Source organism: Streptomyces sp. NPDC030995 (assembly GCF_055571215.1).
In genome coordinates, this window is the sequence record NZ_JBVIFS010000036.1 from 13,275 (window position 1) to 26,730 (window position 13,456).

A 13,456-nucleotide genomic window follows, 5' to 3' on the forward strand; every position below is an offset into this window, starting at 1 on the left:
GGACTAGACCTTTCCCCGCCGAGCACGCGAGACTGTCCCCTGTGAAACCCGTGAAACACGTCATCGCCCTCGATGTGGGCGGCACCGGGATGAAGGCCGCCCTCGTCGCCGCCGACGGCACCCTGCTCCACGAAGCGCGCCGCGCCACCGGCCGCGAGCGGGGCCCCGACGCCGTCGTCGAGACGATCCAGGCCTTCGCCGCCGAGCTGCTCGAAACCGGCCGGGAACGCTACGGCGAGACCGCCTCGGCCGCCGGAGTCGCCGTCCCCGGCATCGTCGACGCCGAGAACGGGATCGCCGTCTACGCGGCGAACCTGGGCTGGCGCGACGTACCGATGCGCGCCCTGCTCAGCACGCGCCTCGGCGGAATCCCGGTCGCCCTCGGCCACGACGTCCGCACGGGCGGACTCGCCGAAGGCCGCATCGGCGCGGGCCGCGGCGCCGACCGCTTCCTCTTCGTCCCCCTCGGCACCGGCATCGCCGGAGCCATCGGCATCGCCGGCCGCATCGAGGCCGGCGCCCACGGCTACGCGGGCGAGATCGGGCACATCGTGGTACGCCCCGGCGGCCCCGCCTGCGGCTGCGGCCAGCACGGCTGCCTGGAGACCCTCGCCTCCGCCTCCGCCGTCAGCCGCGCCTGGGCCGCCGCCTGCGGCGACCCCGACGCGGACGCCGCGGACTGCGCCAAGGCCGTCGAGGACGGCGACGCACGCGCCCGGGAGGTCTGGCTGGCCGCCGTCGGCGCCCTCGCCGACGGACTGGTCACCGCGATCACCCTGCTGGACCCGCGCACGCTGATCATCGGTGGCGGGCTGGCCGAGGCAGGGGAAACGTTGTTCACACCACTACGGAGGGCCGTGGAGGAGCGCGTGACGTTCCAGCGGCTCCCCCACATCGTGCCGGCGGCCCTCGGGGACACCGCCGGATGCCTGGGCGCAGGGCTGCTCGCCTGGGACCTACTCGCCACGGAGGTACCTGCCTGATGTCCGGAAGCGCGCACAGCACTGTTCTCTCCGGCGCCAGGGTGGTGCTGCCCACCGGAACCGTGGCCAACGGCAGGGTCATCGTCGACGGCGACCGCATCGCCGGCAGCGCCCCCGAGGGCGCACGGCTCGTCGACCTGTCCGGGCACTGGATCGTCCCCGGCTTCGTGGACATGCACAACCACGGCGGCGGCGGCGCCTCCTTCACCTCCGGCACCGCCGAGGAGGTCCTCAAGGGCGTACGGACCCACCGCGAGCACGGCACCACCACCCTGATCGCCTCCACCGTCACCGGCGACCTCGACGAACTGGCCCGGCGGGCCGGGCTCCTCGCCGAGCTCACCCAGCAGGGCGAGATCGCGGGCATCCACTTCGAGGGCCCCTTCATCAACGCCTGCCGCAAGGGCGCGCACAAGGAGGACCTGCTCCGCGACCCCGACCCGGCCGAGGTCCGCAAGCTGATCGACGCCGCGCACGGCGCCGCCCGCATGTTCACCCTCGCCACCGAACTCCCCGGCGGCCTGGACTCCGTACGGCTGCTGGCCGAGCACGGGGTGATCGCCGCGATCGGGCACACGGACGCCACGTACGAGCAGACGCGCGCCGCCATCGACGCGGGCGCGACCGTGGCCACCCACCTCTTCAACGCGATGCCCGGCCTCGCCCACCGCGAACCCGGCCCGATCGCCGCCCTGCTGGAGGACGAGCGGATCACCGTCGAGCTCATCAACGACGGCACCCACCTGCACCCGGCCGCCCTGGAACTGGCCTTCCACCACGCGGGCGCGCACCGCGTGGCGCTGATCACCGACGCGATGGACGCGGCCGGCTTCGGCGACGGGACCTACCACCTGGGCCCGCTGGAGGTCGAGGTCAAGGAGGGCGTGGCCCGGCTCGTCGAGGGCGGCTCCATCGCCGGCTCCACGCTCACCCTGGACACCGCCTTCAAGCGCTCGGTGACCGTCGACCAGCTGCCGGTGGAGTCCGTGGTCCAGGCGATCTCCGCCAACCCGGCCAAGCTGATCGGCCTGTACGACGAGATCGGCTCGCTGGAACCCGGCAAGTACGCGGACCTCGTCGTCCTCGACGCCGGATTCGACCTCAAGGGCGTCATGCGGCGCGGCGAATGGATCGTCAATCCCACCGTTTGAGCGGTGATCTGACGGCCAACAGGCCGTACGCGCGGAGGATGGTCGGCCAGGGACACGACCAGGGACTGGGCCGACCGCGATCTCTTTGGCATGATCCCGGCAGCAACAGACCCGGGGGAGCCCATGATCCTGACCGTGACGCTCAACACCGCACTCGACGTCACCTACCGCGTGCCGCGACTGCTTCCGCACGCCTCGCACCGGGTGGCCGCCGTCACCGAACGCCCGGGCGGCAAGGGGATCAACGTCGCCCGCGTGCTGGCCGCGCTCGGCCACCAGGTCACCGCGACGGGCTTCGCCGGCGGCCCGACCGGCTCCGTCGTACGCGAACTGCTCGCGCGCTCGGCGGGCGTGGTCGACGCCCTGCTCCCCTGCGAGGGCAGCACCCGGCGCACCCTGGCCGTGGTCGACGACGCATCCGGCGACACCACCCAGTTCAACGAACCGGGCCCGCTGATCACGCCCGCGGAATGGTCCCGGTTCCTCGCCCGCTACGAGGAGCTCGTCCTCGGCGCCCGGGCCGTCGCCCTGTGCGGCAGCCTCCCGCCGGGCGTGCCGGTGGGCGCGTACGCGGTGCTCGTACGCCAGGCCCGCGCGGCCGGCGTACCCGTACTGCTGGACACCAGCGGCGAGGCCCTGCGCCGCGGGGTCGCCGCCCGCCCCGAGATCATCAAGCCGAACGCCGCCGAGCTGGCCGAGCTCACCGGGTCCCGCGACCCGCTGCCCGCCACCCGTGACGCCCGCCGCCGGGGCGCGCACGCGGTGGTCACCTCACTGGGCGCGGACGGCCTGCTGGCCGCCACCGCCGAGGGCAGCTGGCGGGCGGCCCCGCCGCGGCCGCTGTCCGGCAACCCCACCGGGGCCGGGGACTCCGCGGTCGCCGGGCTGCTGTCCGCCCTGGCGGAGGGCCTGGAGTGGCCGGACCGCCTCACGCGGGCCGTCGCCCTCTCGGCGGCCACGGTGCTCGCCCCGGTGGCGGGAGAATTCGACCCCCGCACCTACGAGGAGGTACGGGGGTCGGTGAAGGTCACACAGGCCGACTAGGGCCTGCCCGGCGGACCGGGCCGGGTCAGCAAGGACTCAGTTCTTCTCGAGCCACAGCTGGTCGAGGACGGCGTCGCACTGGTTGCCCGCCTCGCACGAGATCTTGATCGTGTTGGAGCCCGGCTTGAGCTGCACGATCGAGTACGTGTTGGTCCAGCCCTTGGCCCAGTCGCCCTCGGCGGCCTTGGAGTAGTTCTTCATGCTGATCGGCCGGGTCTGCGCCTCGCCGTTGACCGTCAGCGTGGTGAAGGCGTCCTTGCCGGGCACCCCGTAGGTCATCTTCAGCTTGTACTCGCCCGCCTTGGGCACGTCGAGCGTCCACGTCGCCGCGGCGCCGATCGCGTTCAGACCGGTCACGTACTGACCGTTGGCGCTCTTCGCACCCGGCAGCGTGTTGTCCAGCCGCGCGCCGCCCGTGAGGGACATTCCGGCGCCGCCGAAGTCCGCCTTCGGCAGCGGGGCCTCCGAGGGCTTCGGGGAGCTCGGCGCCGGGCTGGCCGGGTTCTGCGGGGCCTGCGACTGCTGCCCGCCGTTCGCGGAGTCCTCGTTCTTGTCCTTGCCCTTGTCGCCGAAGGCCAGGGCCGCGCCGATGCCGATCACGACCGCGCCGACCACCGCGACGGCCGCGATCAGCAGACCCCGGCGGCTGGAACCGCCACCGCCGCCACCGTGGCCGCCGGAGTGCGAGATCGTCTGGGTCTGGTGCTGCGGGGGCTGTGACTGCTGCGGAACGCCGTAGCCGCCCGCCTGGAGGGCTTCCGGGGCCTGGTACTGGGCCTGGTAGGCCGGGGGCTGCGCGGGGCTCTGCTGGTGCGGGACGGGGCCGCGCTGGGCACCGCCGTTCCTGCGCTCGCCGACCGTCCGCACCTGGTGGTGGGAGGTACGGGGAACACCGGGCTGCGCGCCGGAAGGACCGCCACCCGCGGGCCCCGGGTAGCCGTATGCGCCGCCCTGACCTGGCGGTGTGGCTCCGGCCGCCTGGCCATCCTCGTAGAGGTAGCCGAACGGATCGTCGTCCTCGGGCTTGTTCGCCCCACCGTGCGGGCCGTTGTTCGCGGGCGTCGTCATCGCAGGTCACTCCTTTCGACCCCCGGGAGCCTACCCCGAACACGTGCGCCCACGGGCGACAGATCGCCTCAGCCGGCCCTGCGGTGCGTCTTGGACCGGGACCGCTTCTCGATGTACATCCGCTGGTCGGCGGAGCGCAGCACCTCGTCCGCCGACATGCCGCAGCTGGCCCAGCCGATGCCGAAACTGGCCCCGACACGCACCGCACGGCCGTCCACCCGGATCGGCGGGATGATCGCGTTGCGCAGCCGGACGGCGAGATCGGCGGCGTCCGCGGCGCCCAGACCGTCGGCCAGGACGACGAATTCGTCACCACCCAGCCGAGCGACGGTGTCACCGTCCCTGACGCCCGTCGTCAGCCGCCGGGCGACCTCGATCAGGACCGCGTCACCCGTGTGGTGCCCGAACCGGTCGTTGATCGACTTGAAGCCGTCGAGGTCGCAGAAGAGCACCGCGAGCCCCTTCGTCCCGTCGTCGACGTCGGTCGCGGGCGCCACCATGTGCACGTGATGGTCGTACGGTCCGTCCGTGCGGGCGGCCGGCACCCCGGGGAACTCGAAGGGGTCGGACCCGTTCGCGTGGGCGCCGTGGGGGCCGTGGCCGTCGGATCCGTCCGCTTGAAAGCCGTGCTCACCGCCGGCTCCGGCGCCCGCCTCGGCCCGCACCTCGTACCCGTCGTGCCCCGCGTGCACGCCGTATCCCTCGCGCCCGTCGCGCGCGTCGCGCCCCTCGAAGGCCGCGTCCAGGGCCTCCACCGCGGTGGCCCGTACGGACTGCGGCCTGCGACACAGCCGGGCGCCGAGCCGCGACCGCAGCTCGGCGCTGTTGGGCAGGCCCGTCAGCGAGTCGTGGCTGGCGCGGTGGGCGAGCTGGAGCTCGTGCCGCTTGCGCTCCTCGATGTCCTCGACGTGCGTGAGCAGGAACCGCGGCCCGTCGGCGGCGTCGGCGACCACGGAGTTGCGCAGCGAGACCCATACATACGTGCCGTCGCGCCGGCCCAGGCGCAGCTCGGCGCGGCCGCCCTCGGCGGAGGTGCGCAGCAGGGTGCCGATGTCCTCGGGGTGGACCAGGTCGGAGAAGGAGTAGCGGCGCAGCACGGAGGCCGGGCGGCCGAGGAGCCGGCACAGCGCGTCATTGGTCCGCAGCAACCGGCCGTGCTGGTCCCCGCCCATCTCGGCGATGGCCATGCCGCTGGGCGCGTACTCGAAGGCCTGGCGGAAGGACTCCTCGCTGGCGCGCAGCGCCTGCTGCTCGCGCTCCAGCCGCACGAGGGCGCGCTGCATGTTCGCGCGGAGCCTCGCATTGCTGATCGCAATCGCCGCCTGGAAGGCGTACATCTGGAGCGCCTCGCGGCCCCACGCGCCGGGCCGGCGGCCGTTGCGCGGTCTGTCCACCGAGATGACACCCAGCAGTTCACCGCCGGACGCGTACATGGGTGCGTAGAGCCGGTCCTCGGGGTGCCACTCGTCCTCGAACCGCGGATCGGGGCCGTCGGTGTGCCACTGGGGGACGTCGTCCTCCAGGAGGATCCAGCCCTCGGTGTGCGGGATGAAGCGGAGCCCGTCCCAGTTCTCACCCATCGTCAGACGGCGTTCCCAGGAGGCGCGGGAGCCGACGCGGCCGGTGATGAGAGCTTCGGCGGCGGGGTCGCCCGCGAAGGCGGCGACTACCAGATCACCGTCCGGGCGTACGAGGTTGACACAGGCGAGTTCGTAGCCGAGGCCCACGACGATGCCGTCCACGACGGTCTGCAGAGTGTCCGCCAGGCTCCTGGCCGTATTGAGCTCGGCCACCACCCGGTGCAGCTGCCGCAGGGTCGCAAGACGGACGTACGGCTCCGACTCGGTCTCCATTGCTCGCTCTCCCCGAGACCTCGACAGCAACTCCAGGTTTGTCATCGGCGTTTCGTTGCGGTGTCCCGTCCACTGAATCACAGTGAGCTGTGCGGCAGGTACACAGGGTCAACAAATCTTGCCCTCTGTGACTCAAGTCACATGGGATGAATAACGGTGCGCGGTGGGGCTCCTGACGACTGGGAGCGCTCCCTCACATTCCCGTGAGCAAACGATACGCCCGGGCCTAGGTCAAGGGGCGGGGACGCGACTCGGACCAAGGCCCGATGTACGGCGCGGGAGAGCGAGATTAGCGTTTTCACGTGCTGAAGACGACCCCCGTACCCACCCCGGCCCAGGCAAACCCCCATGCTGAGGGAGTGAGCAACGACGAGTTCCGGACCGCGATGTCCCGGCTGGCGGCGGGCGTGTGCCTGATCACCGCACACGAGACCCCCCTGACGGCGGACGGCCCGCGCGGCGAGGACGTCGGCATGACGGCGACCGCCTTCATGTCGGTGTCCCTGGACCCGCCGCTGGTCATGGTGAGCCTGCGCGAAGGCTCCCGGATGGACGACCTCCTGGAGGAACAGCCGCTGTGGGCGGTCTCGGTCCTCTCCGAGCACCAGCTCCAGGTGGCGGGCCGCTTCGCGATGAAGGGCCGCATCAGCGACCGCCTGCTCTTCGCGGACGTCCCGTACGTCCGCGGCGAGGCCTCCGGCGCCCCCCTGCTGACCGGCGCCCTGGCCACCCTGGAATGCCGCACGGAAAACCGCGTCCCGGCGGGCGACCACACCCTGGTCATCGCCCGCGTCCTGACGTCCAACCTCCCCCACCCGGACGCCCAGCCCCTGACCTACTTCCGCGGCCGCTACCGCCACTTGGGCCACTAATCCAGCCCCGCCGGCGTTTGAGGCGCGGGGTCCGGGGCAGCGCCCCGGCAACGGCGCCGCAGGGCACGGATACGGCTACCAGTCCCGCCCGGTCCGCCCCCGCTTGGTCTCGGCCCGGGCCTTCTTCTCCCGCAGCCGCCGCTCATTGATCCCCCGCGGAATCTTCGTCGCGCGCCGCGACTTCGGCGGCGGCGCAGTCGCCTCCGCCAGCAGCGAAGCCATCCGCACCAGCGCCATCTCCCGGTTGCGGAACTGCGAGCGGTGCTCGGAGGCCCGTACGGTCACGACCCCGCCCACCAGGCGGGACGCCAGCCGCTCCAGCGCCCGCTCCTTCCACACCTCCGGCAGCGCGTTCGTCGCCGCCACGTCGAACATCAGCTCCACGCGCGAGTCCGAGGTGTTCACGTGCTGCCCGCCGGGTCCGGAGGATCGCGAGAATCGCCAGGCGAGCTCGCCCTCGGGGAGCACGACCGAACCGCGGATGACATAGGGACCAGGCATGCCCCCTATGATCCGTCCCCGCCCCGCCCCCGTCACCCGCATTTCACGACGGGAACCCGACGACCCCCTCGTCGCGTTATAGGAGGCAGCGGTACTTTGACCGCCTGTACGTGCTGTACGTGCATGTCGGATGAGGAAAGGGACATTCCCATGGCTGTCAGCCTGTCCAAGGGCGGCAACGTCTCGCTCACGAAGGAGGCCCCCGGCCTCGCTGCCGTCACGGTCGGCCTCGGCTGGGACGTCCGCACGACCACCGGTGTGGACTTCGACCTCGACGCCTCGGCCATCGCGGTCAACCCGACGGGCAAGGTCGTCTCCGACGGCCACTTCGTCTTCTTCAACAACCGGTCCACCCCGGACCAGACCATCGTGCACACCGGTGACAACCGCACCGGCGAGGGCGCGGGCGACGACGAGGCGATCAACGTCAACCTCGCCGGCCTGCCCGCCGACGTGGACAAGATCGTCTTCCCGGTCTCCATCTACGACGCCGAGACCCGCAGCCAGAACTTCGGCCAGGTCCGCAACGCGTACATCCGCGTCGTGAACCAGGCCGGCGGCGCCGAGATCGCCCGCTACGACCTCTCCGAGGACGCGGCGACCGAGACCGCCATGGTCTTCGGCGAGCTCTACCGCAACGGCGCCGAGTGGAAGTTCCGCGCGGTCGGCCAGGGCTACGCCTCCGGCCTGACCGGCATCGCCCAGGACTTCGGCGTCAACGTCTGAGGACGGACTCCTTACTGGCGAAGCCCCCTCCCGGCCGGGAGGGGGCTTCGCCAGCGTGCACCTGGTGATTCTCCAAACGTCCAGTACGGCTCGCCGTACTGGACAACAACCGTTCCTGTGCGCTGTGCAGGGATGAGCCCTGCACAGCGGCACGCCCCGAACGGTCTTGGGCGCACTGGGTCCCGGCTTTCGCAACCCGGCCGGCGACACGCATCCTGTGCGTGGTCCGTTCCAGGAGGTCCGGTTCCTTCACGACCTGGCCAAATGTGCGCGGCCAAAGGCGACGGGGAGGCCCTGAACCATCACTCTGGTGGTGCAGGGGCCCCGCACGCTGGCACCGCACCCGGCGTCCCAGATCGCACCGGCGACGCTACCCGACCGGGCACCACCCCTCGCAAGCCACCAATCCGACAAACACCCAATCGAGCTAACGCACACCCGCTCGCAGCCCCTGGCGAGCAGTACCCCAAGGCCCTCGCGTTCTGGCAGGCCCAGGGCTACCTCACGCTGCGCCGGACCCAGGACATCGACCAGGGCCGCGACTGCACGGTGCTGCGCAAGCCGCTCGAAACCCCGTAAGCCCTGCGCGGTGAGCCCTGCGCGCCGGTCAGCCCTGCGCGGCGGGACGGTAGAACTCCACGGCGATGTTGTCCGGATCCCTGAAGTTGAGATGGAGTCCGGACGGATCCTCGACGATGCCGGAGTGCGCGATGCCCTGCTCGTCCAGCCGGGACTCCCAGGCTTCCAGCGCCGCCCGGTCCGCGACGTGGAAGGCGCAGTGGTCCAGCCCGACCCGCGCCGGGTCGAAGGCGTCCGACCGGTCGGTCGTCCCGTGCGTGCGGAATCCGAGGACGAAGGCCGGGGAGGCGATGGCCACGAAGGGGCCGAACTCGTCCTCCACGTCGAGAACCGTCTGCGTGTCGAACAGCCGGTTGTAGAAATCCGCGCTGCGTTTCACTTCGCTCACGGTCAGGGCGAGATGCCCGATTCCCAGAACCTCAGGCATGGACGCCACCTCCTCTTGGTGGTGAGCCGTCACCCTTTTGATGCTACGCCGCACGGCACCGGGATCAACTGGGACGGGCCTCCCCGTACAGCCAGACGTCCCAGACCTTCTTCAGATCGTGGCCCGTCCGCTCCTGCGCGTAGGCGGTGAAGTCGGCCGTGTCCGCGTTCCCGTGCCGGTGCCCGGCCGCCCAGCCGCGCACCATGTCGAAGAACTTCTCGTCGCCCACCTCCTGGCGGATCCGGTGCAGGACCATCGCGCCGCGGTAGTACACCGGGTCCGCGGAGATGTGCTCGGGCCCGGGCGGGGAGGCCGGCGGGAAGGCGTCCCAGTCGGAGTCGGCGGCCTCGTCGACGGCCGTGTCGCCGTCCAGGAAGGCCTGGAAGTGCTGCTGCGCGGTGGGCCCGCCGTGGTCCTCGGCCCACAGCCACTCGGCGTACGTCGCGAAGCCCTCGTTGAGCCACATGTCCTTCCAGGACTTCGGCGACACAGAGTTGCCGAACCACTGGTGGGCGAGCTCGTGCAGCACGAGCTCCTCCTCCCCGGGCGCACCGGGGAAGACGGGCCTGGTCTGGGTCTCCAGCGCGTACGTGAGGGTCTCGGCGGGCAGCACGACCGCACCCACCGAGCTGAAGGGGTACGGCCCGAACCGGCCGCTGCCCCACTCCACCATCTCCGGCAGCCGCGCGAGCTTCCCCGCGCTCGCGGCCTCCTCCCCGGGCGCGACGGCCTCGTACACGGGGATCCCCGACGGCGTCCGCCCGGTCGTCACCTTGTACTTGCCGACGACGGCGGTGGCCAGATAGCTCGCCATCGGCTCCGGGCTGTGCCACGCGAACTCGGTCCGCCCGTCGCCCGTATCGGTACGGGAGCGCAACTCGCCGTTCGACACGGCCTCGTAGCCCTGCGGGACGGTGAGCGTGATGTCGTAGGTGGCCTTGTCGCTGGGATGGTGGTTGCCGGGGAACCAGGCCATCGAACCGACCGGCTCGCCGACGCCGACCGCGCCGCCGCCCTCGGTGGTGATCCAGCCTTCCTTGGCACCGTCGGCGTCGGTCAGGGCCTTCGGCTTCCCGGCGTAGTCGACCTCCGTACGGAAGACCTCGCCCTGCTTCAGGTCCTCGGCCGGGCGCACGGTCAGCTCGTTGCCGGTCCGGTTGTACCGGGCCCCCGCGCCCTGGACGGTCACGCCCTCGACGTTCAGGCCGCTGAGGTCGAGGTTGAAGGAACTGAGCCCCTGGTCGGCGCGGGCGGTGATGACGGCCGTGGCGTGCAACTCCCCGTCGGCGGGGTCGTAGTCGAGGTCCAGCTCGTAGTGGTCGACCTGGTAACCGCCGTTGCCGGCCTTGGGGAAGAACGGGTCCCGCAGCCCCGACGCACCCGGCCGCCCCTGCACCGGGCCGCCCGTACACGCCGTGGTGAGGGCGAGCAGGGCGGCGACGGCAGGGACGGCGAGGCGGGAGAGAGCACGGTGTTCCACGCACTCGATCCTAGGTCCGCCTACGGCGGTTACTTGTTGAGGGCGTCGACGCCGGCCTTGGCGAACTTCTCGTCCAGGTCACCGCTCGGGGCGCCGGCCACACCGATGCCCGCGACCGGGGCGCCGTTCGACTGCACCGGGGTGCCGCCGCCGAGGAAGAGGGTGCCGGGGATGTCCTTCAGGTTCGGGGTCTGGGCGAGGCGGCCCACGAGCACCGAGGTCGGGGCGTTCCAGGACACGGCGGTGAAGGCCTTGCGCTGCGCCGACTCGTAGGACTGCGGGCCGGCGCCGTCGCCGCGCAGGGTGACGATGGTGTTGCCGTTGCGGTCCACCACCGCGACGGTCACCTTCTGGTTCTCGGCCTGGGCGGCCTGGAGCGCGGCCTGGGCGGCGCGGGTGGCGGCGTCGACGGTGAGGTGCGTCGTCGTGGTGAAGTTCTTGTCGCTCGTCTCGTCCTTCTTCTTGGACGCGGCGGCGGCCGGAGCACCGTTGGCGGCGGGCGTGGCGCTGGCGCTCACGGCACCGAAGGTCCCGGCGCCCAGGGCGACGGCGAGGACGGTACCGGTGAGAACGCGGGTGCGGGTGTTCATCTCTGCTCCTGAGAAGGCGTGAGAACGGGTGACGCGGTGACTCCTCCAACCCTGTCCCCGAACCCCCCTCCACCCCGTCCCCGTACCGGCTCCCCCCGCCCACCACACCGGTTGACCCCAGGGTCAACCGATCGGCCGATGCGGCCGCCTCCCCCGAGGTATTGGCTGCTCACAGCACGCCGCGATATCCAGCCCCGCCGGCGTTTGAGGCGCGGGGGTCCGGGGGCAGCGCCCCCGGCAACGGCGCCGCACCCGCCCCGCACCCCCACCCCCGGCCGACAATGGACGCATGCCCCGACCCCAGGAGCAACCAGTGAGCCCCGCCCCGCCGCGCGACGACACCCGCACGCTGGCGACCGTCGCCCACACCGCCTTCTTCCTCCTCCTCGGCGCCTCCCTGGTCCGCTTCCTCCTGCGCCACCCCGGCGACCCCCGCACCCCGTGGATCATCGCCCTCAGCATCACCCTGGCCCTGCTCTACGTCCTCGGCCCCGCCCTCGGCACAGGCACGGGCACCGGCGCAGGCACCGGCACGGGCACAGGCACTGGCACAGACACCGGCACGGGCACCGGCCCCGGCCCCACCGCCCGCCGCCTCCTCTGGCTCGGCCTGGTCGTCACCACCTGGGTGGTCCTGGTCGTCCTCGCGCCGAGCTTCGCCTGGTGCGCCGTACCGCTCTTCTTCACCGCCCTGCGCACCCTCCCCGCCCGCGCCGCGATCGTCCTCGTCGCCCTCCTCACCACCCTCGTGGTGATCGCCCAGCTGAAGCTCGCCAAGTCCTTCGACCCCAACCTCCTCCTCGCCCCGCCCGCCGTCGCCGCCCTCGCCACCGCCGTCTTCGTCCACATGGAGCGCCAGGCCCAGGCCCAGCGGGCCCTGATCGACGACCTCATCCGCACCCGCAGGGAACTGGCCGCCACCGAACGCCGCGAAGGCACCCTCGCCGAACGCCAGCGGCTCTCCATGGAGATCCACGACACCCTCGCGCAGAACCTCTCCAGCCAGCAGATGCTGCTCCAGGCCGCCGACCGGACCTGGGACGCCGACCCGGCCACCGCCCGCGCGCACGTCCGTACCGCCACCGGCATCGCCGCACACGGACTCGCCGAGGCCCGCCGGCTCGTCCACGACCTCGCCCCGTCCGAGCTCGCCGACGGCGCCGGCCTCGCCGACGCCCTGCGCGCCCTGGACGCCGGCCCGGACATCGACGTCCGCTTCCACCTCGAAGGCACCCCGGCCCCGCTCCCGGACCGCGTGCAGTCCGCCCTGCTGCGCATAGCCCAGGGCGCGCTGGCCAACGTCCGCGAGCACTCCGGCGCCCGTACGGCCGCCCTCACCCTGAGCTTCCTCGGCGACCAGGTCGTCCTCGACATCGCCGACGACGGCCACGGATTCACCGAACCCCGCACCGACGCCGCCGGACGCGGCCACGGCCTGCCCGCCATGCGGGCCCGCGTCCGCCAGCTCGGCGGCACCCTGACGATCGAATCCACCCCGGGCGAGGGCACCGTCCTCTCCGCCGCCATCCCCCTGGAGCCGACCCCATGACGACGATCCTGCTCTGCGACGACCACGTCGTGGTCCGCGCCGGACTCCTCGCCCTCCTCGGCAGCGAACCGGACATCGAAGTCCTCGGCGAGGCGGGCAGCGGCGAGGAGGCCGTCGCCCTGGCCGCCAAACTGCACCCCGACGTGGTCCTGATGGACCTCCAGCTCGGCGAGGGCATCGACGGCGTCGAGGCCACCCGCCGCATCACCGCCCTCCCCCGGCCCCCGCACGTCCTGGTCCTCACCACCTACGACACGGACGCGGACATCACCCGGGCCATCGGCGCGGGCGCCACGGGCTACCTCCTCAAGGCGGAACGCCCGGAGGAGCTCTTCGCCGCCATCCACTCGGCGGCCCAGGGCCGCACCACCCTCTCCGCGCCCGTCGCCAGCCGCGTCATGGCCCACATGCGCGGCACCCGCCCCACCCTGACCGACCGCGAACTGGACATCCTCGGCCAGCTCGCACGCGGTCTCGGCAACCGCGAGATCGCCCGGGCCCTGTTCATCAGCGAAGCCACGGTCAAGACCCACCTGGGCCGCATCTACGACAAACTCGGCGTCGACACCCGCGCGGGCGCGGTCGCGGTGGCCAAGGAGCAACGCCTCCTCCCCTCGTGACCTGCCCCTCTCA

General features: G+C 72.2%; 13 protein-coding genes. 7 read left to right on the forward strand and 6 right to left on the reverse strand.

All coding sequences use genetic code 11. From position 1 onward, the window contains the following. The first annotated feature begins 50 nt into the window (after positions 1-50). The 3 genes from ACZ45T_RS33425 to ACZ45T_RS33435 all read left to right on the forward strand — a co-directional run bounded on the left by ACZ45T_RS33425 (position 51) and on the right by ACZ45T_RS33435 (position 3,178). Positions 51-983, forward strand: coding sequence for an ROK family protein (locus ACZ45T_RS33425; RefSeq protein ID WP_468447933.1), 933 nt, complete (start codon positions 51-53; stop codon positions 981-983). Further along, positions 983-2,134, forward strand: coding sequence for an N-acetylglucosamine-6-phosphate deacetylase (gene nagA / locus ACZ45T_RS33430; RefSeq protein WP_468447892.1), 1,152 nt, complete (start codon positions 983-985; stop codon positions 2,132-2,134). The genes ACZ45T_RS33425 and nagA overlap by 1 nt, the downstream gene beginning before the upstream one ends. Positions 2,135-2,257: 123 nt before the next feature. Further along, positions 2,258-3,178 carry a 1-phosphofructokinase family hexose kinase gene (locus tag ACZ45T_RS33435; RefSeq protein ID WP_468447893.1) on the forward strand — a complete coding sequence of 307 codons (921 nt, stop codon included), beginning with the start codon at positions 2,258-2,260 and terminating at the stop codon, positions 3,176-3,178. Positions 3,179-3,214: 36 nt separating this feature from the next. Here ACZ45T_RS33435 and ACZ45T_RS33440 read toward each other — a convergent pair whose 3' ends face one another. Then, on the reverse strand, positions 3,215-4,246 hold the full coding sequence (locus ACZ45T_RS33440; protein ID WP_468447894.1) for a CBM35 domain-containing protein: 1,032 nt from the start codon (positions 4,244-4,246) through the stop codon (positions 3,215-3,217). A 68-nt stretch (positions 4,247-4,314) separates the two neighbouring features. Then, positions 4,315-6,099 (reverse strand): diguanylate cyclase CdgB, encoded by a 1,785-nt coding sequence (gene cdgB / locus ACZ45T_RS33445; RefSeq protein ID WP_468447895.1) that lies wholly within the window; start codon positions 6,097-6,099, stop codon positions 4,315-4,317. 302 nt (positions 6,100-6,401) lie between these two features. Between cdgB and ACZ45T_RS33450 the strand changes: the two genes are divergently transcribed. Continuing rightward, positions 6,402-6,971, forward strand: coding sequence for a flavin reductase family protein (locus ACZ45T_RS33450; protein WP_468447896.1), 570 nt, complete (start codon positions 6,402-6,404; stop codon positions 6,969-6,971). A 75-nt stretch (positions 6,972-7,046) separates the two neighbouring features. Here ACZ45T_RS33450 and arfB read toward each other — a convergent pair whose 3' ends face one another. Further along, on the reverse strand, positions 7,047-7,481 hold the full coding sequence (gene arfB / locus ACZ45T_RS33455; protein ID WP_468447934.1) for an alternative ribosome rescue aminoacyl-tRNA hydrolase ArfB: 435 nt from the start codon (positions 7,479-7,481) through the stop codon (positions 7,047-7,049). Positions 7,482-7,622: 141 nt separating this feature from the next. Here arfB and ACZ45T_RS33460 point away from each other — a divergent pair, with 141 nt between their 5' ends. Next, complete coding sequence (locus ACZ45T_RS33460; RefSeq protein WP_360894077.1) at positions 7,623-8,198, forward strand: TerD family protein; 576 nt, start codon at positions 7,623-7,625, stop codon at positions 8,196-8,198. A 607-nt stretch (positions 8,199-8,805) separates the two neighbouring features. Here the strand turns inward: ACZ45T_RS33460 and ACZ45T_RS33465 are convergent. The 3 genes from ACZ45T_RS33465 to ACZ45T_RS33475 form a co-directional block, all read right to left on the reverse strand. Beyond that, a complete protein-coding gene (locus ACZ45T_RS33465) occupies positions 8,806-9,204 on the reverse strand; it encodes a VOC family protein (RefSeq protein WP_468447897.1) in 399 nt (132 codons plus the stop codon). 64 nt (positions 9,205-9,268) lie between these two features. Continuing rightward, positions 9,269-10,684 (reverse strand): M1 family metallopeptidase, encoded by a 1,416-nt coding sequence (locus tag ACZ45T_RS33470; protein ID WP_468447898.1) that lies wholly within the window; start codon positions 10,682-10,684, stop codon positions 9,269-9,271. A gap of 29 nt (positions 10,685-10,713) precedes the next feature. Further along, positions 10,714-11,274, reverse strand: a complete 561-nt coding sequence (locus ACZ45T_RS33475; protein ID WP_468447899.1) for a GlcG/HbpS family heme-binding protein — start codon at positions 11,272-11,274, stop codon at positions 10,714-10,716. 289 nt (positions 11,275-11,563) lie between these two features. Between ACZ45T_RS33475 and ACZ45T_RS33480 the strand changes: the two genes are divergently transcribed. Beyond that, a complete protein-coding gene (locus ACZ45T_RS33480; RefSeq protein ID WP_468447900.1) occupies positions 11,564-12,823 on the forward strand; it encodes a sensor histidine kinase in 1,260 nt (419 codons plus the stop codon). Next, positions 12,820-13,443, forward strand: coding sequence for a response regulator (locus tag ACZ45T_RS33485; RefSeq protein WP_468447901.1), 624 nt, complete (start codon positions 12,820-12,822; stop codon positions 13,441-13,443). Before ACZ45T_RS33480 ends, ACZ45T_RS33485 begins: the two co-directional genes overlap by 4 nt. The last annotated feature ends 13 nt before the right edge of the window (positions 13,444-13,456 follow it).

Coding starts and splice junctions, on each gene's coding strand:
- ACZ45T_RS33435 (WP_468447893.1), top strand. CDS start 2,258: ATGATCCTGACCGTGACGCTCAACACCGCACTCGACGTCACCTACCGC.
- ACZ45T_RS33485 (WP_468447901.1), top strand. CDS start 12,820: ATGACGACGATCCTGCTCTGCGACGACCACGTCGTGGTCCGCGCCGGA.
- nagA (WP_468447892.1), top strand. CDS start 983: ATGTCCGGAAGCGCGCACAGCACTGTTCTCTCCGGCGCCAGGGTGGTG.
- ACZ45T_RS33440 (WP_468447894.1), bottom strand. CDS start 4,246: ATGACGACGCCCGCGAACAACGGCCCGCACGGTGGGGCGAACAAGCCC.
- ACZ45T_RS33480 (WP_468447900.1), top strand. CDS start 11,564: ATGCCCCGACCCCAGGAGCAACCAGTGAGCCCCGCCCCGCCGCGCGAC.
- ACZ45T_RS33460 (WP_360894077.1), top strand. CDS start 7,623: ATGGCTGTCAGCCTGTCCAAGGGCGGCAACGTCTCGCTCACGAAGGAG.
- ACZ45T_RS33465 (WP_468447897.1), bottom strand. CDS start 9,204: ATGCCTGAGGTTCTGGGAATCGGGCATCTCGCCCTGACCGTGAGCGAA.
- cdgB (WP_468447895.1), bottom strand. CDS start 6,099: ATGGAGACCGAGTCGGAGCCGTACGTCCGTCTTGCGACCCTGCGGCAG.
- ACZ45T_RS33475 (WP_468447899.1), bottom strand. CDS start 11,274: ATGAACACCCGCACCCGCGTTCTCACCGGTACCGTCCTCGCCGTCGCC.